The organism is Pyrinomonas sp. (assembly GCF_040289685.1).
Classification (GTDB): domain Bacteria; phylum Acidobacteriota; class Blastocatellia; order Pyrinomonadales; family Pyrinomonadaceae; genus Pyrinomonas.
This window is the reverse complement of the sequence record NZ_PSLQ01000007.1, coordinates 14,860-38,664: the sequence shown is the minus strand read 5'-3', so window position 1 is coordinate 38,664 and position 23,805 is coordinate 14,860. Positions and strand designations below refer to the sequence as shown.

Sequence of the window (23,805 nt, the reverse complement as noted above, 5' to 3'; positions counted from 1 at the left end):
AATCTGTAGAAATTTGCAACTGATGGAAGTGTTCGTGAAGCACCGTCACGACCCAAGGGGTGGAGGTTTTCTTCGACGTGTTTTCGGCTTGACCAATGACGATGGTTGCTACTCCGCTAACCGCAGGAAAAGTGGCTAATAAGTCGGTCCGCTGTGTTCTTTATACGAAAATAAATGTCGCTTTTCAAAAGAGAATCATAACCGATGAGAGTGAAGTCATTAGAAGGTCGTGGATGCCTTATCAAAAAATCATTTTCGGGGATCACGAGCAAGACTGCAAAAGGCGCTTTGTCCCAATCCTTCCACACTCGATTGCCCACAGCCTCACCAAGCCTAAAGGCTTCTGCTAAACGAATGCGGTCAACATTAGGTATGTTCGGCTTGTCCTGCGCTAAGACGCCAGAGACAGCTAAAAGAACAAGCGACACAAGCAAGAGTTTGGTTTCCACCATCTTTAGCACGATCGTTCAACAGCCGCCCAACGATTGAGATGACGCGGTGACCTGCTCCCGTAAAATTATCCCAGTTGGAAAGCGAGAATCGATTAGAATTAGTTTGCTAGGAGGAAGAAGCATACGCAGGAGCAGATCGTGGGGATCTTGCGCGGTGCAGCAGGCGAGCGCTCAAGCCGGTGCGGGAGTACTGCCGTGAGAAAGGGGTTTACGAGATGACGTTCCATAACTGGAAGAAACGATATGGGACGATGGACGTAGACGAGGTACGGGAGTATTGCAACCTGATCTAGAAGAAGGCTCGGTTGAAAAGGTTGTTGGCCTCAGCGCGATCTTGAGATCGACGCGATCAATGTGGTGCAAAAGTGGTAGGTGCCGCGGCGAGGAGCGGCGGCGGTGATGAGAGGAGAAGGTTTGAGCGAGCGTCGGTCGTGCCGGTTGCTGGGGTCGGTGCAGAGCAGATCCTTAAACTACGGAGAAGCACTTCTTTTGCCGTTTCTCATCCCGCTTCGAACGGATTGAGCTCGGTCTTCCCAAAAGTCTGGACAAAAGGCGGAGAACATGTAAAAATTCGTTTTACCCGGTTTTCCCGCCTCTTGTCGGTAACTTCCGGGACAAAAACAAGGGGTCGTTTTGCAAGCCTTATATGTTGTCGCTGTATCACAGTTTGCTCGCTCAGCATGCGCGTCAACTTCGACCAGTCTGCTGCGCCGAACAGACGATCATCCAACTTCACCGTTATTTCGAGGACGTGGTGTTGGAAAACAACCTCGCGGCGCTGGTCGTTGAGGGTTTGCCCTTCGCCTCTGAGCGATCATTGCGCGAGTTGACGCGCGTGCGTGCCGTTGGGCGTGCGGCCCGCCATTGCTTCTTTTTTCTCGCCCCGGATGATACGCTTCACCGTCTGCCTTTGCGCGAGCACGAATATGACCGCGAACCCGTACTCATTAAAAGGTCGAGACACGAGGAGATGGAAGAGCGTTTCATCATCATCGCTGATGCGCGTTTTTCCGGATTGCTCGCCTCTGTACGCAGCGGTCGCGATGAGGATCGAGAAGCGGGCGATCAAGTCATTTGGACCTTTGAGCCGGACATCGTCTATTCCGCCCTCGAATACCTGATGGCGCGCGTCTCGGCTGAGCGCCCTTTTCAAGCCCCTCTTTTCGCCACCGCTGTTCGCTCTTGCGTGCCAAAGGCGACCTCTTTGCAGTTAACCGTCGCCGTGACGACCAAGCTCGCGCGACTGTTGCAGGAGCAGGCTGGACGCGAGATCGCCATCAACCGAATCGCAACGGCCATTCGTCGTTCGCTCGAACTCGACAGCGTCCTTCAGACGACGGTTGATGAGGTTGGACGTGCGCTCGGCGCGCATCGCTGTGCTCTTCGGGTGGAAGGCGAACATGGGGAACCAGCGTTGGCCAAGTTCTATTTCCGACCGGGCCATCGCGCAGAAGCCGATGAGATCGCGTTGCATAGCGATCTATGCGCGTACTGCGCGCGGCTGAGCAGCAATCTTCAGAATTACGTCGTCGATGGACGCAGCAAAGACGAAGCAGCAGATCATGCTCTTCGCCCGCTCGCGGTGGTTCCACTCATCTACGGCGAAAGACTGATGGGAGCGTTGATGGTCCAGTCAGATGATCCGTCGCGCGTCTGGCAAGAGAGCGAGCTGCTCTTGCTCAATACCGTTGCCGATCAAGTCGCCGTCGCCGTCAATCACGCGCGCTTGTTCGAGATGGTACAAAAGCAAGCCCTAACGGATGGGCTGACCGGATGTTTCAATCGTCGCTCCTTCGAGATGCAGCTTGAGCGCGATATGAACCTCGCGATGCGCAAGAGGCAGCCCGTCTCGCTGGTCTTGCTCGACTTGGACCACTTCAAAAGGATCAATGACACGTTCGGGCACGCTGCGGGTGACCTCGTGTTACGGACTCTGGCTGGGGTTTTGCGCGAAGAGCTACGCGACACCGATACGGCGGCGCGCTACGGAGGCGAGGAGTTCGCTTTGATCTTGCCGCAAGCGGACTTTGAAGGAGCGGTGGTCGTAGCCGAACGCTTGCGCAAGCGCATTGAAGGGCTTGAGCTGCCGTCGGTCGGACACGTCACGGCTTCCTTTGGCGTAGCAACGTTTCCGCAGCACGCCGTTTCGCGCGAGAAATTGATCGAAATCGCCGATCAGGCCCTCTACGCCGCCAAAAAAGAGGGGCGCAACCGCGTCGGCGTGCCATCACACAGCCGTCTCGAAACGACCGAGGATCCGTTTGATGATCTGGAGGAATCAATCTCACCTGCCGAAACAGTCCGTCCATCCATGCAACCGAACAGATGAACGATCGACGATCTGAGCTTATGGATCACTTGCCGTCAAGAGGCGTAAAAATCGCCGAAAAGGCTTCGGCGAGGGCTAGCAAAGCGTGACGGTTGCTATATAGCGGCACCGTTAAACGCCCGGTCGTCTCGACGATTTTGATGAACGGCTCCAGTTGCCCATCTGCGTTGAAGGCAAAATCGATTCTGGCACGCGATCCGCACCTACCTCGTGCGTCAGTTGATCGGTTGGGCCGTTAACGAAAATGGGCTTCCCTGGATACTGAAGTCTTTGAACGCCTTCCTCAATCCCTTCGCCGCCCTGTTGATTGCTTTGAGCACTCCGAAGAGAATCTGCGACCCAAGGAGGCTCATTTGCCGAGCAGCTTGTAGATGATTTTAAACCTTTCGGACATCATCGCCCGGACTTCGGCCTTCTCAGGTGCTCCTTTGAAAGTTTCAGGGTCTGCCTCGTTGAAGTGCGGGTCGTTCAAAAGCGAGTTCAACTTTTTCCGCGCGAGGCGCGAGATCGCGTGATTAATCCCGCCCACTTCGTTTTCGTTTGGAATCATGCCTCTGGCGCGTCGGTCTCGCGTCCTCGGCTTTGAGACACGACTGGCGGCATCTTGGCGGCGCATGGTACTTGTTAGTATCGAGTTTCCATCTTTGACTTTCGGTCGCGACGGTGACAGGCGCTTCAACTCTCTTTCCGGCAACTTGCCGTCGGCCATACGAATGGCGCATTATGATCTTTCTCGCGTTGTCGGACCATGGATGATCTACGCAAATTCGTTCGCTATTTCGGCCCGTACAAAAAACACCTGATCTTTGGCACGCTGTGCGTCCTCGCCTCGGTGGCCATCGGCCTGTTGGTCCCGGTGCTGGTCGGGCGTGCGGTGGACGATCTTCGCGCGAACTTGACGTGGGAGAAGCTGGCGCGCTATGCGCTCCTGATCCTCGGCGTCAGCTTCGTGAGCGGATTTTTCCTCTTTTTGCAGCGATTGGTTCTCATCGGCATGTCGCGCCACGTCGAGTACGATCTTCGCCGCGACTTCTACGCTCATCTGCAACGACAACCGCTTTCGTTCTTTCAATCCCATCGCATCGGCGATTTGATGGCGCGCGCTACCAACGACCTCTCAGCCGCACGACAGTTAGCTGGACCGGCCATTATGTACTCGTTGCAGACGCTCTTCGTCATCTTGATCGTTCTCCCGTTGATGTTGCGTATCAGCGTGCGTCTGACCTTGCTGCTTTTCGTCACCATGCCGCTCGTCTCGTTGACGGTCAAATACTTGGGTCAACAGATTCATTTGCGATTCGAGAAGATTCAAGACTTCTTCGCGCAGATCTCCGCGCGGGCGCAAGAGAACTTCACCGGTGTGCGCGTCGTGCGCGCTTATGCACAGGAAGAAGCAGAGATCGAGGCCTTCAATCGCTTGAACCAGCAGTACGCCGAACGCAATTTGAGCTTGGTGCGCATCTCGGCGGCGATGCGCCCATTGCTCCAGTTGCTTATCGGACTCGGCTTCGTGCTCATCATCTGGTACGGCGGAACTTTGGCCGCGCGCGGCGAAATCACCGTCGGCGGATTCACCGAATTCAACCTCTATCTCGCGCGTCTTATCTGGCCGCTCATCGCGATGGGTTACGTCGTCAACCTCTACCAGCGCGGAACGGCCAGTCTCAAGAGGATCAACGCCATTTTCGCTGTTCGACCCAGCATCGCCGATGCCATTCATCCACAAGCCGATCCGCCGATCAGCGGCCAGATCGAATTCCGCCGATTGACGTTTGGCTATCACGAACACGCGCCCGCGGTGCTACGCGGCATCGACTTGACCATCGAGGCTGGACGGACGGTCGCTTTCGTCGGACGCACGGGGAGCGGCAAATCGACGCTGCTCAATTTGATCCCGCGCATTCTCGATCCGCCGCCTGGCACCGTGTTCATTGATGGCGTTGACGTGCGCGAGCGTCCGTTGTCGCAGATCCGTGCGAGCATCGGTTACGCACCACAGGAGCCTTTTCTCTTCAGCGAGACGCTGGCCGAAAACATCGCCTTCGGCGTCGAAGGGGCTTCGCGCGAAGAGATCGAATGGGCCGCCGAGGTCGCTGGATTGATGGACGATGTGCGCGCTTTCCCCGCCGGTTTCGAGACGGTTGTCGGCGAGCGCGGCATCACCCTCTCCGGAGGGCAAAAGCAACGTGTGACGTTGGCGCGCGCCATCATTCGACGTCCGCGCATCCTGATCCTCGACGACGCGCTCTCTTCGGTTGACTCTTACACCGAAGAGAAGATCCTCGCCCGTTTGCGCGAGGTGATGCGCCAACGGACCAGCATCATCGTCTCGCATCGCATCTCGACGGTGCGCGATGCGGATGTCATCTATGTTCTCGACGATGGAGAGATCATCGAATCCGGCACGCACGAAGAGCTGCTCGCGCGTGGCGGCGAATACGCGGCGCTGTATGAACGTCAATTGCTCGAAGAGGAGTTGGCGACAAGCTAGAACGGGGGACGAAAGCGGATGATCAAACCGACTGAGAACCGCGCCGTCGAAGTGAATAGAAATCTGCGGCGCCTCTTTCTGCTTTGGACGACGTTTCTCGTTTCAGCCGCTCTCTGCGGACTCTTCATCTGGGCGGGCGAGACGACGAGACCGGTTGCCGAAAGCAGCCATGTGATCGCGATCTTGTTTGCGTTCGCCAGCCTTTCCATCATCGGCTCATCGGTCATCGCCAAACGCGTGTTCCTTGCGCTGGCCGTAGCGCGCCACAAGCTCTGGCAAGTGGTGCGCGCTTATCTGATCGCTTTCGTTCTGTGTGAAGCGGCGGCAGTGCTCAGTGTGGTCGCCTTCTTCCTTTCGCGTAGTCGTCTCGCTTACGCGATCTGCGTGATTGCGGCGCTGGCCATCATCGCTCACTACCCGCGACGCGATCACCTCGAAGCGGTGCCGAGCGAGTAGGATCTTTCGGGAGGCAAAGGGATGTCAACGGCGGCTCGCCAGTTTCACGAAGAGGAGGCCATCGGACGAACTTACGATTGGCATGTCGCGCGCCGACTCTTGCGCTACCTGCGTCCGTACGTGCGCGCGCTCGTTCCGGCCTTGCTGCTGACGCTCGTGCTCAACGCGCTGCGGATATTACAGCCGAAGTTCACGCAGTACGCCATCGATTGGTATATCGTGCCGCGTCAGCTCGCCGGACTGAAATGGCTCGCGCTCGCTTTCTTGGGCGTGCTGTTGCTGACTTTCGTTCTCTCCTACGTGCAGACGGTTCTGCTCGAAACGGTCGGTCAGCGCGTGATGTACGATCTTCGGAGCGAACTCTACACCAAGCTTCAACGACAAGACGTCGCCTACTACGACCGAACGCCCGTCGGACGAATCATGACGCGGCTCACCTCCGATGTCGATGCGCTCAACGAACTGTTCACGTCGGGCGTCATAGATGTCCTCGGCGATCTGGTGATGATCTTCGCTATCGCGGCCCTCATGTTCTGGATGGATTGGCGGTTGACGCTCGTGACGCTGCTCACGGTGCCGATGCTCTTTGCGGCGACGATGTGGTTTCGCCGCCACGCGCGACGCGGCTACGACCGCGTGCGGACGCGGCTGGCGCGCATCAATTCCTTTCTTCAAGAGCACCTATCGGGAGCGCAAATCGTTCAACTTTTCAACCGCGAAGAGAAGGCGCAGGCGCAGTTCCATGAACTGAACGATGACTATCGCCGCGCCAACATCGAGACGATCTTCTACTATGCTATCTTCTTCCCGCTCGTCGATCTGATCGGGGCCATCGGCACGGCGCTCATCATTTGGTATGGCGGCTGGCGCGTCTTGGGAAGCGCGCCCGGCGAAGGGGCGCTGTCGCTTGGCGCGCTCGTTGCCTTCATTCAGTACCTGCAACAACTCTTTCAACCGATCCGCGATCTTTCGGATAAATATAACGTCCTGCAAGCGGCGGTGGTCGCTTCGCACCGTATCTTCCGCACGCTGGACCAGCCCATCGCCGTGACCTCGCCGCCGCATCCGCGCCGCACGGGGCGCGCCCGCGGAAAGGTCGAGTTCGATGGCGTTTGGTTTGCTTACAAGGAAGAGGAATGGGTTTTGCGCGACGTCTCTTTCACCATCGAACCGGGCCAGTCGGTCGCTATCGTCGGCCACACCGGATCCGGCAAGACGACGATCACCAACCTGTTGATGCGCTTTTACGACGTTCAACGCGGGCGCGTGCTTCTCGACGGCGTCGATGTGCGCGAGTGGGATCTGCGCGACCTCAGACGCAACTTCGCCGTCGTGCTGCAAGATGTCTTTCTCTTCAGCGGAACCATCGAAAGCAACATCCGTTTAGGACGCGCCGAGATCAGCGATGAGCGCGTCCGCTGGGCTGCGCGCGAGGTGCAAGCCGAACAGTTCATCGCACGCTTGCCCGGCGGTTACAAGGCGGAAGTGCGCGAGCGCGGGGCGGGCCTCTCCGTCGGACAGAAACAACTGATCAGCTTTGCGCGCGCGCTCGCTTTCGATCCGGCAATTCTCATTCTCGACGAAGCGACCAGTTCGATCGACACCGAAACGGAACAGTTGATTCAGCGGGCCATCGAACGAGTCATGCGCGGGCGCACGTCGCTCGTCATCGCGCATCGCCTATCGACGATTCAAAACGTTGACCGCATCATCGTCCTTCATCGCGGCGAGATACGCGAACAGGGCACACATCAGGAACTGTTCGCGCAGAGAGGACTATACTGGCGACTCTACCGCTTGCAGTACGCCAACCGACTCGGGCGCGCGGAATTCAAAGATGCCATCATAACATCCCGATGACATTTCGCGGTTCGGCGGATTTGCGTTGGAAGAAGCTTTAAGAGCCTTTGTGACCACTGCTGCCAGCTAAAGCGGGTGGCTTCTCGGGACACGCATGATGTGACCGTTTACGTTACGTCCCGAAGGCTCGGTCCGAGCCGGAAAGAAACGCTAGGCTAAAGCGCGTTTCAAGATAACACAAGGAGGGAGCGCGAAGGGGACTGCCGCCTAAAGTCGGCAGTCCCCTTCGCGCGAAATTGTCAACCACCCCACGGCTAAAGCCGGGGGCCCCCGATGCCGGGTATGGCTGATGGAAGAGGGGCCGAGCCCGTGGGCGCAAGCGGCGTGGGTTTTGCTGGCTTTTCCAAACTGTCCGCCAACTTCGGTTTTTCCGCCTTGTCGGCGCGTCGTTCGAGCGGGATCAAACTGTCGAGCGCCCGATATATTTGCAGATAGATCTGCGTTTCGCGCGGGATGAGCGCGCGCCAGTCGGCTCCGCCGCGTCGTATGTACGAAGGCAGACGGGCCGGGTTGGAGTTGTAACCGGCGGCGATCAATTCATCTTGCGTCGCCCAACCGACGCTCACCGCGTAGGCGACGTCAGGATCCTGCGCAAGATCGTTCCATGTGTCTCGCATGTAGAGGAGCATGGCTTCCAGCGCGTTGCCGTGGTTGCGCATGCCGAGGACGAAATCCGGATTCAACCCGATCGCCGGATAACGATCGCGCACCATGCGGTAGGTGGAAGGGATCATCTGAACCATGCCACCTGCGCCAGCGCTGCTGACCGAGTAACGGTAGGTGTCGAGTTCGTTCAACCCGTAGAGCGCATAAATCTCCTCGAAGAGCTTGAGGCGACTTTCGCGCATGAAACGGTCGTGGTCCACGTGCTCGACGACGCACAGGCGTTCAGCGATGTCGAGGATCTGCGGCGAGATAGAGACGCCTTTATCGCGCAACCGTTTTGCTGCCAGATCGACCATGCTCCGTACATACTCTCGCCCGGCACGCACCAAATCATCGGTCAGCAGCGCCGGATGGGCTGAGACGTAGTAAGCCATCTCGCGAAACGCGCCCCCCTTCTCAATCGGATATTCGACTACCAAAGGCGCTAGATGGCGTCCCGTTGCGACGTCCGTGATCTCGACCGCCGTGTTGACGTAGTTCGGTCTGAGGATACGCACGCGAACAAGCTTTCCGTTCGACGTCGAGACGGTCGTTTCCGCTCCGGGCGTTAGAAACGTCTGTTTCGGCAGTGCGATCAGATGTAATTGCGACGTTGCCGGATCGTAAGCCGTGAGCGTCACGAAGAAGGTCGCAGAGTTTCCCGCCGCCGTGAGCTTGGGCCGAGAGCGAAGCGCGCGTTTGGCTTCTTCAAGCTTGGTCTTCACTTTGCCGTATGGCAAAGGCTGCACCGGCTGCGGCGGCGCCGTCGGCACAACGGTTGGCGTGACCACTTTGGCTGGCGAGTTTGGAGTCGGCGGCGCACTCTGTGCGGGCGGCGTCGGGGAAGGCGCGCCAACGATGCGCGGTCTCGTCGCTGACGGCAGAGGCACGGTCTGGGCATCAGAAGTTTGAGCGGGCGTCTCCACGGTGGAGAACAAAAGTAGGCAGATGAAAAGCAACGGCTTCCTCATGGGTGACGCAATGCTGACTCAAACTCGTCGGCTGGACCGCCTATCGAAAGCGGTTTCGCTGGGCGAAACCGCAACAATAAGATTCACCGAAAGCATGGTTGGTTGTCAACCCGTTTTTCTTCAAACTTCGAAGACGCTTCCATCTGCCACTACCCAACCCCCGATCTTTCACTTTTCTTCTGTTGATCCGTTCGGCTTGGTTCGGAGCGAAATAGCCGAGTCGCGTAAGACAGCAGTGCTCCGCATCTGATGCTTCGCTCGACTGAGTCGAGCAGCGAGCGCGCATTTGCGCCTTCCTTCTCCCGGTCAGAAGCCTCAGAGATCGCGTAGCTTTCCGGCCACTGCGCCAAGCGCCGATTCGGTCGCGTCGCGCAATGTGCCGATGCGCTGCGTCATACGAAAACGCGTCCAGATCAAGTGGCCCACGCTCAAGCCCAAACTGCTGTCGAGTTCGCTCAGCTCGGCAACCAGCGCGCGCTGCGCAGCGCGGTCGAAGGCATGGCGTAACTCAGCTGGAGCGGATTCCATTCCTTCGACAAGCAACACTTCACCTGCCGCCTGACGACGAGCGTAGTCGCGCAGTTTAGAACGCGCTTCGCCGCCTATCTTGCCCGTCGAGACGACGATCAAATGCGTCGCTTCATGCTCGATCGCCAAGTCCAAGGCGCGGCGCGCATGCGCGAGAGCGAAATCACCGTCGCGCAGGTGGAGCAAGAAGAGTTCCGCATGCACGCCGACCATCGCCAACGCATCGCCTTCGGGCGTGAGCATGATAGCCATCTGTTCATCGCGTATGCCTAGCTCGCGCAGCAGCAAGCGTGTGCGCGCCGCCAGCCACGCGCCGCCGTCGAGCAACTTGGTGGCTTGATCGGTCAATGCGACCCGCTCTTCGACCCTTTCGTCGGCGACGGCAGCGCCACACTCACTGCACACAGCGTTGCTCGTCAAGATCAGTTCGAGCGCCTCGGGCGATGGTAAACGAAAGAGAGCGCGTCCCTCGCGCCGACAAACCACCGCGACTTCGCGACGTAAAAGCCCCGCTTCGGTCAAACGGCTGAGCAGGGTCTCGTCCACATGGTCGCCGAGCGGCGCTGCCGCGACCCCTTCCGCCTGCCCTTCGCGCATTCGTCGAAGCAGACGGCGCGTCTCTTCGTCCGTCAGAAGATCCGTCGCCTGCAATGGCACTTCGCTCAACCGAGCTTGGCTCGCTTCGGCCCGTTCAATGAAACGCTCCCAACCGCGTCCGAAACGCGGTTCGATCCGACGCCATCCCCTTGCTTCTATCAGCGGTGTGCCGCTCGCCCGTCGCATGGCATCGAGCGACTCTTCTATCTTCTGGCAGAAATCATCGAGCGCTACCAACTGCTCCGTGCTCGCGTTGGTGTAGACCACGCCAGCCTTCGTTTCAGACTCGCCCCCTGCAGAGCCGAAAATCAGAAAGAGCACGGCATCGCGAAGAAAGAACAGATCGCCGCGAACGTAAGGCTCTGCCCTTTCAGCCTCCATCCAAGCCGCGACAGCTCGTTCCATCTCACGAACGCGCGTCGGGCCGGAAAGGACGACTTCGAAACAGCGCGCCCGCGCCGATCGAATCAATGGCACGAAGCCCATCTCCTGTAAACGGTCCAACAGTAGAAGCCGTGTCGCCCCATCCACCGCGTGCTCCGACACGCGACTCTCGAAGTGGATCATGACCCAATCCCTCCCCTCAACCTTTTGCGGGTGGTCATGCTATCACGCTTCGTCGAAGAAGGGCTAGAAGATTTCGCAGTGTAGATGAACATGGGAAGGACGCGCGTCGCTCATCTCAACGATCGTTCTCTTCCTCGTAGATGAACAAGGACGCGCAGACCACGCGGAGCGCTTGACGCACGTCACGGTTCGTTAGTTTGGCTGATAACGTCGGCTGGATCGATCCTGCGCCCGTAGATCGCTTGACGCGCGTCACGGTTCTCAAGAGCCAGAGGAGTTCACGCTGGCGAGCATGGCTTGACTCTTAGTTAGTCTGCGACGCCGAATGTTGGCCGCCACCCGCCAGCGAACCGACAAGGAGCTTCTTGGTCATTTTGATACAGAAGGTCCCCCCGAGAGCCTCCCCATCCACGTGCTATCTGCCTCTTTTGCAACAGTTTGACCACTACAAAGGCGCTGTTCTAGTAGCGCTCGTTTTCGATTCACTTGAGCTTTTCGGTGTGATTTATCACAAAACGGTCATATTGCTTGTTGCGCGTCAAACGCGAACTGCGTAGAATCCCGTCCCGCTGCCAACAAGCAGCACCCTTCCTCACGCAGTTAAAAACGTTGGATCGAGAGGAGGTCACCGAAGGTTCCCCTATGATCTTTGGAAGATCGCTCCCCTGCGTTCTGGTTGGGTTGTTCATGGCGTTGACCTCGGTCAACGCGCAAGATGTAAGGCCGCGGCGGGCAACGGAGATCATTTCGTTGACCGGCGTGCGGACATTGACGACGGATCCATTCAGCGTCCTTCCCCCAGCTTCTCCGGCACCACCGTTCAAAGGGCTGGCGACCGTCTCGCTGAAACAACTGCTGCTTTCGGAGATAGATCACCGACTCGGCGCGCCTTATGTTTACGGCGCCTCTGGCCCGCGCAGCTTCGATTGCTCCGGATTTGTTTGGAGCGTCTTTCAAGCTGTCGGCATAAGTTTCGAGCGCAGCAATGCGCGCACGCTCTGGTTACGTTTCGAGCCGGTGCCGCCCGGCGAGGAGTACAAATTCGGGACGCTCGTCTTCTTCAATAACTTGACGCACGTCGGCATTGTGGCCGATGAGCACGGCTTCTTCCATGCCTCGCGTTCTCAAGGCGTAACATACTCTCCATTCAACGACTACTGGCTGGACCGATTAGACGGTTTCCGCCGCGTTCCGGCGGTGACGCTGCAATTGGCCGAGTAAGAGGGCGGAACCTCGCTCAAGACTTTCCGGGACGCAAGAAGGAGCGCTTCTTGCGTCCCGCTCTTCTGGCCTCGAATCACGACCGATTCTGCGCCGATGCACCTGTTGCTTTCGGGATGGGTACAGCTTCAACGCTCGTTTTTCGGCGGGACGAATCCGGCCCGGTGTTCGTTGTCGCGCGCTTCCCACACGGCGACGACCTTGTCCAAAGCGACGTAGCAGATGCGACCGTCGCAATCCTTCAGGCGAAGCACTCGTTCATCGACGGCGAGCACTTCGCCGCGTATATTGGCCATACCTAGACAAGCGATGTCGACTCTTTTGCCGATGAATTGCGAGAGAAGCTCGTTCATCCCCGCTCTCGATCTCCTTTTGTGATCACAGGCCGTGCGCTCCGAGTGGGCCGATGCTTGATCGCCGATCATGAGTCTGAAGCAGCGGTCCAGACGCTGCCCGTTGCTCCAAGATCGACCGATTCGGTGAAAAGGCGCTGTTGACTTGACACTCCCCACAGCTTGCAGCCAGGGGATTCCTGGCTCGACGAAACCGCTTGCCGCTAGACCGTCTCCAGTCCGGCGGTAGAGGTCGGTCTCTCCCCAGGCGTTGGGTTCGGGCGTGCCCCACCCTACCGTTCCCAATCCTCGTTGCAGGATGTTGAGGGCCGCGTTGTGGTCTCGATCCAAAACAAGTCCGCAGCGTGAACATCGGTGCGTACGCTCCGAGAGCGCCTTGGCAACCGGCGTCCCGCAACGCGAGCAGTTTTGGCTGGTGTATTGTGGCGGGACGGGAACAATGACCCGCCCGTACACCACGCCATAATACTCAAGCCAGCGGCGAAACAGCGACCAAGCTGCATCGCTGATGCTCTTGGACAGCGTGCCGCTCTTCACCATGTTCCGCACTTGCAGGTCCTCAAAGGCGACCAAGTCGTGAGACCGGACGACGCACCTCGCCAGCTTCGCGGCGAAGTCTTTACGCTGCCTTTGAACCTTCAGATGCGCTTTCGCTAACAGATTGCGCGCCTTCCCGCAGTTCTTCCCTCCCTTCTCGCGCCGACTCACGGTGCGCTGGAGGCGCTTGATCTTGGCCTCCGCCTTGCGAAGGAAACGCGGGTTCTCGACCTTGTTCCCGCGTGAATCCGTGTAGAAACTCTCCAGCCCCATGTCGAGGCCGACGCAGGACTGGGTGGGAACGATGCTCTCACGGCGTTCGACGGCGACGGCGAACTGGACATAGTACCCGTCCGCACGACAGATTAGCCACACTCGCTTGATCTCGTCCAAGGCAAAGCAGGAGAGATCGCGGGTACCCTTCAGCTTCAAGGTCCCGATGCCGTTCCCGTCGGTGAAGGTGATCCGCTTCCGATCCTCCGCGAGCCTCCACCCGGAGGTCTTGTACTCGACCGACCGGGAGTTTTTCTTGAAGCGGGGATAGGGCTTCTTCCCGGGTTTCTGCCCCTTGCATGCGGCGTAGAAGCGGGCGATGGCGCTCCAAGCTCTTTCCGCAGCCGCCTGGCGTGCCATACTGATGAGTCGCCCGGCAAATTGGAACTCCTTTGCCAGCGCGGCGGAATAGGCGCTCAGGTCACTCTTCCCAACGCCGCGGCTGTCCATCCAGAGCCGGATGCACTTGTTCCGGATGAACTGCGCTGTGCGAATTGCCTTCTCCACCGCACGGAACTGCTCCGCTTTGCCGTATGCCTTGTCTTCCAACACCAACATGCAAATATTATACGGTCTCCTTATACGAGACTCACCAGCATAAACTTGCGCGCCTTATATCCCCAGGCATAAATGCCGGGGCACAACGCGCGCGATTTGGTAAACCGAGCTAATATCGCCCGTTCTCTTTCTTTCCGTTGAAAGTTATCTGAAAGAGCGGCAAGACAGTTGGATCATCCTGTTGCCGCAGTTCGAATTTGTAAACATCGTAGTATGGGCAACGCACGCGCGCCGGATATTCGCGGCACACTTGCGGACGAGCATGATAAATGGAACAGCCGCGCGTTCGACGGTCGAGGAAGATGCAAGCTTGGCCGAAGAGCGGATCGCGCGCTCGGCGCAACACGCGCTCGCCTTGATAAAGGCGTGTGAATCTTTTGGTCGCTTCTTCGACTGAAACGGCGAAGTGGCGTGCCAATCGCGCGATATCGCGCGCCGTTACGGCCACTCGCTCGTACACTGAGCAGCAAAACGCCGGGCATTTGGTGCAATCATAAAGCGTTCGCCTTTTTTGACCGTTCTTCATCGCTCGCCAAAGCGCCTTCTGGATGTTCGACTCAGATGATCGAGAAGATAGCACAAATTCGTCGGACATGCTCGCAAACGCCACCGCCAAGCTCGACCGCGTGCGTTTCGGAGGCGAAACGACGACGAGCGCAGTGGGGCGTCTCGTGCGTTGGGGACCGCTTTTTGCAGGCGATCAACCGGGGGCGTTCGACTGCCGCGCTTCAGCGACTGCGTCAGCAACCCGTCGCAGGCGAACTCGCCCGACGCGCCGCTCGTCGGCGTCGAGGATCTCGATCTCCAAGCCGTGCAGATTGAGCTTCGTTCCAACGCGCGGCACCTGTCCGAGCTCGCTGATGATCATGCCGGCGACCGTAGTGAATTCTTCGCTTTCGAGCTTGATGCCGAACAGTTGCTCGATCTTCCAGACTTCCGTCGAACCCAAGACCTCGTAATAACCGTTATCGCCTTCGACGATCTCGACGATCTCTTCCTGCGCCGTGTCTTCGTCCTCTATTTCGCCGACGATCTCTTCGAGGATGTCTTCAACCGTCACGAGTCCGGCGACGCCGCCGTATTCATCGATGACGATCGCAAGCTGCATGTGAGCTTTCTGCATCTCTTCGAGGAGTTCGGCCACCTCTTTGGTCTCCGGCACAAACAGCGCTGGCCGAAGCAAGGGGGCGATCGGCTCTTCTTCACGCCGCTCAGCCCAGCATTGCAACAGGTCACGGACGTAGATGATCCCTTCGATGTTATCGATCTGTTCGCGGTAGACGGGCAGGCGCGAGTATTTCGATTCGATGATCGTGTCGCGCGCTTCGCGCACGGTAGCCGTGATCGGCAGCGCGACGATCTCGGTGCGCGGCGTCATCACCTCGGCGACGCGCGTTTCGCCGAATTCGATGATCGAATGGATGAGTTCGCCCTCTTCCTCCTCGATGATCCCCTCTTCCTCGCCGACGTCGATAAGCGCTTGAATGTCGTCCTCGTCGCCTTCCTCCTCTTCGTCAACTGCTTCGCCTTCGACCTCCGTCTCCTTGCGCCGGTAACGCGATAGCGCACCGTTGGCTGGCATCGGGATCCAACCGAGCGCGCGGCGGAAAGGTTGAAACAGCGGAAGCAAGAGGAAGATGATCCGTTCCGGTCCGCGACGCGCGATCAAGCGCGGGATGATTTGACGGAAGGAAAGCACCAGCGCGAGCGCGATCACGAAAGCGATGCCGAGAAAACCGGCATGCGGGTAGAAGCGCAAGACGAGCGACGTGATCAGCACCGTCGTCGAGACGATCAAGACCTGAATGGCCGTCGAGAGCGTGAAGCGGAAGCGCGCGCGATCTTCCAGCATCTCTTTCAAGAGCGCCGAGGCGCGACTTCGCCGTTCTTCCGCCTCCGCGAGCAGTCGCCTGAGCCCGACATCGCTCATGCAACTTAGCGCGACATCGATTGTCGCCAGCAGCGTTAGCGCGGCGAGAAACAGGATGGTGAGAGATAACTCGATCTCCATAGTTTTCGACGATGCCCGACTCCGCCGCCGACCCTAGATGATGCCGAGGCGTCGGCGCAAACGAAGTTCCAAACGGTTCATCTGCCCATCATCCGTTTCATGATCGTAACCGCAGAGGTGAAGCAACCCATGGAGGATCAATTGCGCGATTTCGCGGTCGAAGTCAAGCCCATTCTCCGCCGCCTGCCGTGCAGCGCGTTCGACCGAGATGACCACATCACCTAAAGGCTCACCGCCGATTCGTTGCTTCGGATCGGATAGCGGGAAGGAGAGCACATCGGTCGCCTCGTCGCGTCCGCGGAACTCGCGATTGAGCTTGCGAATCGCCTCGTCGGAGACGAAGACCACCGTTGCCATCTCGCCGTTCAATCCAATCTCTTCCATGACGCGCGCGGCAAATAGCTGCCAGCGACGACGGTCCATGTCTCGCCGCCGCTGGCGGTTGAGCACCTCGACGCTGTTCGCCGTTCGCGTCTTTCGTCCGCCGCTCGTTTCAGTTCCTTCAATCCGCATGGCCTTTGTCTCGCCATCGCAATCAAGCGTCGCAAGACTGTCCGCCCCGCTCATAGCTGGCTCTTTTTGGAATGCTCCTCGTAGGCTTTGATGATCATCTGGACGAGCTTGTGCCGGACCACGTCCTTCTCGGTGAAATAGACGAATTCGATCCCTTCGATGCCGGAAAGCACGCGCTGCGCTTCGACCAAGCCGCTACGCTTCCCCGCGGGAAGGTCGATTTGCGTCACATCGCCCGTGATGACCGCCTTCGAGCCGAAGCCGATGCGCGTCAGAAACATCTTCATCTGCTCGCTCGTCGTATTTTGCGCTTCGTCAAGGATGATGAACGCGTCCGACAACGTCCTTCCGCGCATGAAAGCCAACGGCGCGACTTCGATGATCCGCTTTTCCAGAAAGCGCGTTACGCGGTCGGCCTCGATCAAATCGAAAAGCGCATCGTAGAGCGGACGCAAGTACGGATCGACCTTGTCTTGTAGATCGCCCGGAAGGAACCCGAGTTTTTCGCCCGCTTCCACCGCTGGACGTGCTAGAATGATGCGGCTCACCTGCTTTTGCATGAGCGCTTGTACGGCCATGGCGACGCCAAGGTAGGTCTTGCCCGTTCCAGCGACGCCGATGCCAAAAACGATGTCGTTCGTTTGGATCGCCTCGATATACCGCCGTTGCGTGGCCGATTTGGGGGCGACCTGTTTTTTGCCAGATGGATTGAAACGCGCCTTGGTGAAATAGTCGCGCAGCCGGTAGGCTCGATCTTCGGCGATCTGCGCGAAAGCCTCGCGCAACTCGCGGTCCGTGAAAGATCGCCCCTCGGTCATCAGCGAAGCGAAATCTTCCAGAATGCGTTCAACCGTTTCGACATCCTTCGGGTCGCCTGTGACGACCAACTCCTGCCCGCGCGCATCGACGCGCACGTCCAAGAGCGATTCCAAGTACTTGATGTTCTGATCGTGGACGCCAAAAAGGGTTTCGACACCTCTTGGTGGAAGCGCTATCTTCTTCAAATCGCGTAAATCTCTCCTTGTTCGTCGAGGCGGTTTCGAGACGACGCGAGCGCTGCAACGGACAGGGGATTGGCGACAACCAACATAGCGCGACGCATGAAACGCTACTATAGTGCTCCCGCGCCTGTCAACATCGTGGGTTGAGAGAAGGGGCAACGAAATTCGGCGTCGATATCACTTCAGCGCTCCGACTAACCGGCGGCAGCAAGCGCGCGTTCGGCGCGGGCGAGCAGACCTTCGATGAGCGGCAGATTCCGCTCCAATCGAACGTAGCTGGGATCGAGCAAGCCGAAGAGAGGGTGCCGTTCGGTTGAGCTTTGCACTTCTTCCGCTTCGCGCAAGAGCACTTGAGCGAAAGCGCGCACGACGCCCGGATCGAACTGCGTCCCTGTGCCGCGCGCAAGCTCACCGAGGACCTCCTCGAACGAGAGTTGCGGACGATACGGGCGCGTCGTCGTCATCGCATCGAAGGCATCGGCCAAAGCGATGATCTTCGCTCCGAGCGGAATTTCGTGCGCGCACAATCCTTCCGGATATCCGCTGCCATCGAGCCGCTCATGATGATAGCGCGCCAGCAGCGGAAGATCAGCGTATGGGTGCCTGATGCGCGCCAAGATCTCGTAACCGGCGATGGTATGCTGCCGCAATTCCGGAACGTCGCACGCCGAAAACCTCAGCTTGGAGTTCATCACTTCGCGATCAACGATCAACTTGCCGATATCGTGCAGGTAGCCCGCCACGCGAATGCCTTCGATCTCGTCTTCGCTCAACCCGAGCGCGCGTGCCACCGCGGCAGCATAGAAGCCCACCCGTTCCGAGTGGCCGCGCGTGTAAGCGTCTTTGCAATCGATGGCGACGGCGAAAGCGCGCACGGTATCGTGATAAAGAGCGCGCAAGTCATCGTAAAGCCGCCGATTCTCCATGGCGCGTTCTTTGACTTCGGCCATCAAATGGTGATTGTGGATGCCAACAGCGACGTGTCGCACCATGGCGGCGATGATCTCGCGATCATCTTGATTGATCGGCTCCTGGTTCGCCTTCTCGCCGACGAGCAACAAGCCGATCAGCTCCCGACGCACGACGAGCGGCATGAGAAGTTCGAAAGGGGAACCGAAGGCGGCCCGCACAGGCGGGACCGCTTCAGACGAAAGCCATAAACCGGTGGAAGCGGCGGCGACGAGTGCGTCGTGAACCGTCGCGTCGAGTTCTTCTTCGGAGAGCTTAAGCTGAATGCCGCGCGTGGCGACGAATCGCAATCGCTTCGTTTCGGGATCGTAGATCCCCAACGCACCGCGTCGAATGGCGAGCGTCCCCAAGATGATGTAGAGGCTAGCGCGCGCCAATTCTTCAAAGTCGCGCGTTTCGGACAGCTCCTGCCCCAAGTCCGCCAACGCAGCGAACGAGTGAAGCAGACGATTGGTTCTGTCCAACTCTATTCTCCTTGACGATCAGCAATCCAGCGGCCAGACGGACCGCGGCGATGCGTCTAGGCCCTCTTCTGAGATCGAGACGTAACGCGTCAAACCGAGCATCTCGAAAAGCGCCGCCGTCTGCACGTTGACGGCGGAGAAGACGACGCGCGCGCCCGCTTGTTGCGCCGCCTCAATGATGCCGAGCAGAATGGCGATGCCGATGCTGTTGACCACTTCCGTCTCACGGAAATCGACGACGAGCAAGCGGCAGCCGGCCTCCAAACGAAGTCGACATTCACGTTCGATCCGCTCTCCGCTCAATTTATTGAGGTAGCTCCCGGCGCGAACCACCGTCTTTTCGGGCGCGTTTCGCGGTTGCTCCTCCATCGCCGTAAGTCCCCCCCTTCTTACGAAGATGTTCGCGGACGTTTGTACTTCGTCATGCGGAGCCGAGTCCCATCATCAACACGCTCGAACTCAACCTCGTCCATCAACGTGCGAATGATCTTCAGCCCCCATCCCCGCTTACTCCCGCTCGCCTGATTGCCGTTGTTTGCTGCCGACGGCTCGCCGCGAAAAGCGACGCCGCGACTCCAAACGGTGATAACCAGTTTATCACCTTCAGCGCGAAACCGATGATAAATCTTTCTTTCCGGACTCAAGCTGTGCTCCGCGATGTTGATGCATGCCTCGATGAGTGCAAGCTTGATTTGATTGACGGCCTCCGGCTCGAAACTGAGACGACGCGCGATCTGCTCGACCGCAGTGGCGGCCACGAGTTCGGTCTCTTCGCCGATGGGGATCACCATCTCGAACTCGTCAGCGTGCGCGACTTCGACCGGCGGTTGTGCTCCTTCAGCGGCGAGGCGAGACGCGAGAAGCTCCATCTGACGCCGGTTCGAACCGTAAGCTTCGCGCTCATGCAAGAACTCGCATGCCTCGGCAGAAAAGCCCTCGGGCGCGACTAACCATACGCGGAATCGCTTGAATCCGCAAGTGCGAGCGAGTTCGATGAGCCGATTGTACCACATCTCGGTCAATGCGCGACCGGCCTCCGTTTTGGCCTCGATCTCAGCCGCCAGCCAAACGACTTGATTCTGCTCGACGTACTGCCCGGCATCGAAACCATGTGCGACGGCGCAATGTGCCTCTTCGCACACGCGCTCGAGTGCCGGGTGGAAGGCCACGCACGGAGCCGTATGAACCACCTGCGGCAACAGCACGAGGTCGGTTTCGGTCTCCAACGACGCGAGCACCGCGTCGGGCTCGAGCCCTTTGTACAAACGGCTGAAGCGATCGTAGTGAAACAGACTGGCGGGCATGCGTTGACAGTTGAAGCGCGCGAGCAGCTCGCGCAACCGCGGCGCGGCTTCGCGCCGGTAATGGCGCGCCATGGTCTGCGGCGCCCGCATGAGCATCGCCAGCAACGTATCGGAGATGACCAAGGCGCGTCGTTCAGCAGCGACTTCGAGCCGATAGGCGATCTTCAAGTAATCGCGCCAGACGCCGTCGTCGGCGATCTCGACGAAGGTACCGCTCGAATTGACGAGTTCGTGCGCGTGCAGCGCACGCAGCGCGCGCTGCGTCTCTTCCGGCTCCAGACCAAGACGCTTCTGCCACGTTTCAACTGGAGCTTTACCCGTCGGCGCAGTCATGGTCTCGTACAGCGCGCGGATCAACGCGCGGCGCGCCGTGCCAAGCGGCGCGATCTGCTCCAGCGCCCCGCTGAAACGGCGTCCGATCCGTCCGCCCATTAGCTCATCGACGTAAAGGCGCTGGCAAGCGATAAAGGTATCGAGCGCCGTTTCCGCTTCTTGCGCCGCGCGTACCAAGGCGACGATGAAGAGCGGACGCCCCATCAACTGTTGCACGATCAAATCGCGCGCCGCGTCGCTTAGCGGGACGCGCCGTCGCGCTGCCAAACGTTCCGTCAACAACCGTGCGGCGGCATCGCCCAACCGGTCTAGGTGAAGCGTGCCCGTCTGCTCAAAGATGGCGTTGGCTGCCGAGGCGATATCGAGCACGCGCCGTCGCCATCCAGCAAGCACGAAAGAGGCTTGCATGTGCGCGCAAGCTCGCGCTAACTCCGCGCCGAGCGCGACTTCGCCGCTCAACCGCTCGGTCAAATGAACATCGTCGAACAACAACAACGTGTGCGTGCCATGTTGTGCCGCGCGTTGCGGCGCGCTCAAGCAAAAACGCACTAGTTCAAGCTCATCGCTGCCGCCGCGCACCAGTTCGTAGGATTCGAGCAACGGCTCGAGCCAGACGTAATCAGCGGGCGAAGCCAGTTGCAACAGATCTTTGAGCGGCAGATGCGCGTCGATGATCGTCGGGTCGCGCCTTCGATGCGCGATCAACTGCGCGAGAAAAGCATGAAGGAAGTGGCGCGCAGCGGCGCTCGCCGTCCGATCCGCTGCGGACCAAGCGAAATAGATCGGCGGCGTCGCCTCATCCTGAAAAAGCTCGTCGTAGCTTTGACGCAGGAGTTCCGATAGACCCGTTCCCGGAGCCGCCAACAGCAACAACCCGCGCTCGGTGGCATCGCGTCGCGCAAGGGCGATGATGCGTTGCGACGCTGGCTCGCGTCCGATGAAATCTTCGCGTGAGATACGGCCCAAGATCGGGCGTCCGAACGGACCTCTATTTTGCGTTTCCGGGGGCATCTTCGGAACCGTCTGCGTAAACGACGACTTGGTCCTTACCGCGCCTTTTCGCCGCGTAGAGCGCATCGTCGGCGGCTTTGATGATCGCTTCGGCTGAGTCGAAAGCCGTCTCCGACGAAGCGACGCCGATGCTGACCGTGATGGTGCCGAATGGCTGCGTTTCAGCGAACCGGTAAGGCTGCTGTCGAATGCGTTGGCGCACGCGCTCAGCGATCAAGCCCGCTTCAGTGAGGCCGGTTTGCGGAAGCAGCACGCTGAACTCTTCGCCGCCGTAGCGCGCTGGCAAGTCGGCGGAACGCAACGTTTGGCGCAAGCAGCTGGCGACGCGCTTGATGACCTCGTCGCCAGCTTGATGGCCGTAGCGATCGTTATAGAGCTTGAAATCGTCGATATCGATCATCATGAAGCTCATCACAGGACCGTAGCGCTTCGCGCGTTCAAACTCTTCAGCGATGCGCGTCTCCAAATAACGCCGATTGTGCAGCTCCGTCAGCGGATCGGTGATCGAAAGCTGTAGAAGCTCTTCAGCCCGCCGCCGCCACTCGATGTTCTCCAACGCCAGCGTGATCTGCGGCGCAACCAAATGCAGCAGATGGAGATCGAACTCGTCGTAGGTGCCGCCGCCTCGCTTGTCGGTCAAGTTCAACACGCCGACCTTGCGTTGGCCGATGGCGAGCGGATAGCTGATGAAGGAGCGCGTCCGGTAGGTTCGCTCCTGCTTTTCGGCGACGAAATCCTTGACGAGCAGCGGCTGCCCTTCGTGCATCACGCGACCAGCGACGCTTGCGTTTAAAGGCACGCGCTCGACGCGCACGATGTCGGCATGTGGTCCCACCGCCGCCCGAACTACCAGCTCATCATTCTTTTCGTCATAAACCAGAAGCGAGCTTCGCTCGGATTGAAAGAGTTCCGCCGCGTGTTGCAGGATCGCCGTGTAAAGATCGCCTTGCTCCATTTGCGCGGCGCGCTCCAAAAAGGCCTGGAGCGCCTCCATCGCACGTCTCCTGCGCATGATCTCTTCGCGAAGGCGCATGATCTCGACATCCGGCGCAAGCCGCTTGCACAGCTCGCGCACCGCTCGGCGTTTCTCTTCGTCGAGCGCAGCGGTTTCGACGGCGAGCGCGCCGTTGATGCCTTCGCTGCCGCGCAAAGCGAACAACTCGATCCCGCGCGCACGTCCGCTCTTCCCTTCCGCCTCAACGACCAGCGTCGAACTTCTTTCCGCAGCGTCGCCGAACAGCGTTGAATCAAGCCGCATCTCTTCGCGGACGAAGCGCCCACTGGCATAAACGACCACGAGCGAATTCTCCAGTCGAACGAGCAAGGCGAGCGACTTGAGTTCAAGCCGAGCGCTCAGCTTCTCGCCAAGCCGCTGACACATCTTACGAAAGGGTTCGCCTTCCAAGATTAGATCATCGAACGCTTTCTCTTCGCGACGCGGCGCCGACGCACGAGCGATGATTTCGCCGGGCTGATCGTCGCCGACCGAAAGCGCCCTCAGCTTCTCCACTAGTTGCTCGAAACGCTGCTCGGTCGTGAACAGAACGTTGCGAAACAGATCCGGAAGTTCAAGCCCCTCTAGTTCGCCCGTCCGCACGCGCAGAGCGAAGGCGCGGTAGTCGGCGCTGAACTGAAAGGCGCGTCCACCAACCGCGGCCAACTCGCGCCCTTGAATCTTAACCGGCACGGCAACGCAGCGCAGTCCGGCGTGACATTGGTAACGCGCAACGCCTTCAGCGCGCGCCCGTTCGAGCGCGCGTCCGCAGAAAGGCTGGCAGAGATGAGCGTGAGCGCGCTTGAACGCGCGACAGATGGAATTGTCGTTGTGCGCTGCCACGGTCGGCTCGCCCGGCGCGGCGATGGCGATCGCCAGATTGGTCGCTTCGGCCACCTCGCGATGGAGCGCAAGCCAATCGGCAGGGGTCTCGACTCGCTTCGGTTCAGCCTCCGTCAGCTTTTCGCGCGCCGCTCTGTCCTTCATTTCAATCTCTTCGACCTTCTGTTCACGCAACGATCATCTCCGACTCGAGAGAACGTTCACGCAACGATCCGACTTTCAACCAAAGCGCGCTCTTCTCCGCCCTATTGTGGACGAACTCGCCCGCGTTGCTCGCCTTGCAAAGCGCACCGAGGAAAACTTTAGCACGATGAAAGTGCGGCGGAAGGCCCAACCACACATGCTCAACGCGAAGCGCACCCGCACCATGCGCTTCGTTTTAAAATACCTCGAAGGAGCCGCGATCTTTGGCGGACAGTCGCGTCGCTCCATCGCTCGTCGTCTGCCAAAAGCGCCGCGCGCAAGGAGCACCTTGCGCGAATGCCTGCCCACCTATCAAACTAAATAGACGCAATCGGGCGCTG

General features: G+C 59.1%; 18 protein-coding genes and 1 pseudogene. 5 read left to right on the top strand and 14 right to left on the bottom strand.

What is annotated here, in order from left to right:
• Positions 1 to 116: 116 nt before the first annotated feature.
• A complete protein-coding gene (locus C4334_RS03060) occupies positions 117 to 452 on the bottom strand; it encodes a hypothetical protein (RefSeq protein WP_352430614.1) in 336 nt (111 codons plus the stop codon).
• Between the two features lie 646 nt (positions 453 to 1,098).
• On the opposite strand from C4334_RS03060, the gene C4334_RS03055 reads away from it, so the two are divergent.
• Positions 1,099 to 2,781 carry a diguanylate cyclase gene (locus tag C4334_RS03055; protein ID WP_352430613.1) on the top strand — a complete coding sequence of 561 codons (1,683 nt, stop codon included), beginning with the start codon at positions 1,099 to 1,101 and terminating at the stop codon, positions 2,779 to 2,781.
• Between the two features lie 349 nt (positions 2,782 to 3,130).
• Here C4334_RS03055 and C4334_RS03050 read toward each other — a convergent pair whose 3' ends face one another.
• Complete coding sequence (locus C4334_RS03050; protein ID WP_352430612.1) at positions 3,131 to 3,490, bottom strand: hypothetical protein; 360 nt, start codon at positions 3,488 to 3,490, stop codon at positions 3,131 to 3,133.
• Positions 3,491 to 3,529: 39 nt separating this feature from the next.
• On the opposite strand from C4334_RS03050, the gene C4334_RS03045 reads away from it, so the two are divergent.
• The 3 genes from C4334_RS03045 to C4334_RS03035 are packed head-to-tail and all read left to right on the top strand — an operon-like array spanning position 3,530 to position 7,588.
• On the top strand, positions 3,530 to 5,272 hold the full coding sequence (locus C4334_RS03045; protein ID WP_352430611.1) for an ABC transporter ATP-binding protein: 1,743 nt from the start codon (positions 3,530 to 3,532) through the stop codon (positions 5,270 to 5,272).
• Positions 5,273 to 5,290: 18 nt separating this feature from the next.
• Complete coding sequence (locus C4334_RS03040) at positions 5,291 to 5,728, top strand: hypothetical protein (protein WP_352430610.1); 438 nt, start codon at positions 5,291 to 5,293, stop codon at positions 5,726 to 5,728.
• Between the two features lie 21 nt (positions 5,729 to 5,749).
• Positions 5,750 to 7,588: an ABC transporter ATP-binding protein gene (locus tag C4334_RS03035; RefSeq protein WP_352430609.1), complete on the top strand. Its 1,839-nt coding sequence runs from the start codon at positions 5,750 to 5,752 to the stop codon at positions 7,586 to 7,588.
• A 254-nt stretch (positions 7,589 to 7,842) separates the two neighbouring features.
• Here C4334_RS03035 and C4334_RS03030 read toward each other — a convergent pair whose 3' ends face one another.
• Both C4334_RS03030 and C4334_RS03025 read right to left on the bottom strand, forming a co-directional pair.
• Positions 7,843 to 9,204, bottom strand: coding sequence for a hypothetical protein (locus C4334_RS03030; protein WP_352430608.1), 1,362 nt, complete (start codon positions 9,202 to 9,204; stop codon positions 7,843 to 7,845).
• Positions 9,205 to 9,519: 315 nt separating this feature from the next.
• Positions 9,520 to 10,896 carry a hypothetical protein gene (locus tag C4334_RS03025; protein WP_352430607.1) on the bottom strand — a complete coding sequence of 459 codons (1,377 nt, stop codon included), beginning with the start codon at positions 10,894 to 10,896 and terminating at the stop codon, positions 9,520 to 9,522.
• 642 nt (positions 10,897 to 11,538) lie between these two features.
• Here C4334_RS03025 and C4334_RS03020 point away from each other — a divergent pair.
• Entirely contained in the window at positions 11,539 to 12,117 is a 579-nt protein-coding gene (locus C4334_RS03020; protein ID WP_352430606.1) for a C40 family peptidase, read from the top strand.
• Positions 12,118 to 12,245: 128 nt separating this feature from the next.
• On the opposite strand, the gene C4334_RS14765 is transcribed toward C4334_RS03020, so the two are convergent.
• The 10 genes and pseudogenes from C4334_RS14765 to C4334_RS02975 form a co-directional block, all read right to left on the bottom strand.
• Positions 12,246 to 12,470 (bottom strand): MM0924 family protein, encoded by a 225-nt coding sequence (locus C4334_RS14765; protein ID WP_502943386.1) that lies wholly within the window; start codon positions 12,468 to 12,470, stop codon positions 12,246 to 12,248.
• 237 nt (positions 12,471 to 12,707) lie between these two features.
• Positions 12,708 to 13,838, bottom strand: a pseudogene (locus tag C4334_RS03015) (RNA-guided endonuclease InsQ/TnpB family protein); the annotation flags it as partial.
• 109 nt (positions 13,839 to 13,947) lie between these two features.
• Entirely contained in the window at positions 13,948 to 14,364 is a 417-nt protein-coding gene (locus tag C4334_RS03010; RefSeq protein ID WP_352430604.1) for a YkgJ family cysteine cluster protein, read from the bottom strand.
• 174 nt (positions 14,365 to 14,538) lie between these two features.
• The gene (locus tag C4334_RS03005; protein WP_352430603.1) at positions 14,539 to 15,849 is read right to left on the bottom strand and encodes a hemolysin family protein; all 1,311 of its coding nucleotides are present in this window, start codon (positions 15,847 to 15,849) and stop codon (positions 14,539 to 14,541) included.
• 33 nt (positions 15,850 to 15,882) lie between these two features.
• Positions 15,883 to 16,362 (bottom strand): rRNA maturation RNase YbeY, encoded by a 480-nt coding sequence (gene ybeY, locus C4334_RS03000; RefSeq protein ID WP_352430602.1) that lies wholly within the window; start codon positions 16,360 to 16,362, stop codon positions 15,883 to 15,885.
• Positions 16,363 to 16,412: 50 nt separating this feature from the next.
• On the bottom strand, positions 16,413 to 17,366 hold the full coding sequence (locus C4334_RS02995) for a PhoH family protein (protein ID WP_352430601.1): 954 nt from the start codon (positions 17,364 to 17,366) through the stop codon (positions 16,413 to 16,415).
• Positions 17,367 to 17,557: 191 nt separating this feature from the next.
• Positions 17,558 to 18,796, bottom strand: a complete 1,239-nt coding sequence (locus C4334_RS02990; protein WP_352430600.1) for an HD domain-containing phosphohydrolase — start codon at positions 18,794 to 18,796, stop codon at positions 17,558 to 17,560.
• An 18-nt stretch (positions 18,797 to 18,814) separates the two neighbouring features.
• Positions 18,815 to 19,165, bottom strand: a complete 351-nt coding sequence (locus C4334_RS02985; RefSeq protein WP_352430599.1) for an STAS domain-containing protein — start codon at positions 19,163 to 19,165, stop codon at positions 18,815 to 18,817.
• Positions 19,166 to 19,185: 20 nt separating this feature from the next.
• Positions 19,186 to 21,444 (bottom strand): ATP-binding protein, encoded by a 2,259-nt coding sequence (locus C4334_RS02980; RefSeq protein ID WP_352430598.1) that lies wholly within the window; start codon positions 21,442 to 21,444, stop codon positions 19,186 to 19,188.
• Complete coding sequence (locus C4334_RS02975) at positions 21,422 to 23,455, bottom strand: diguanylate cyclase (protein WP_352430597.1); 2,034 nt, start codon at positions 23,453 to 23,455, stop codon at positions 21,422 to 21,424. The genes C4334_RS02980 and C4334_RS02975 overlap by 23 nt, the downstream gene beginning before the upstream one ends.
• Positions 23,456 to 23,805: the final 350 nt, after the last annotated feature.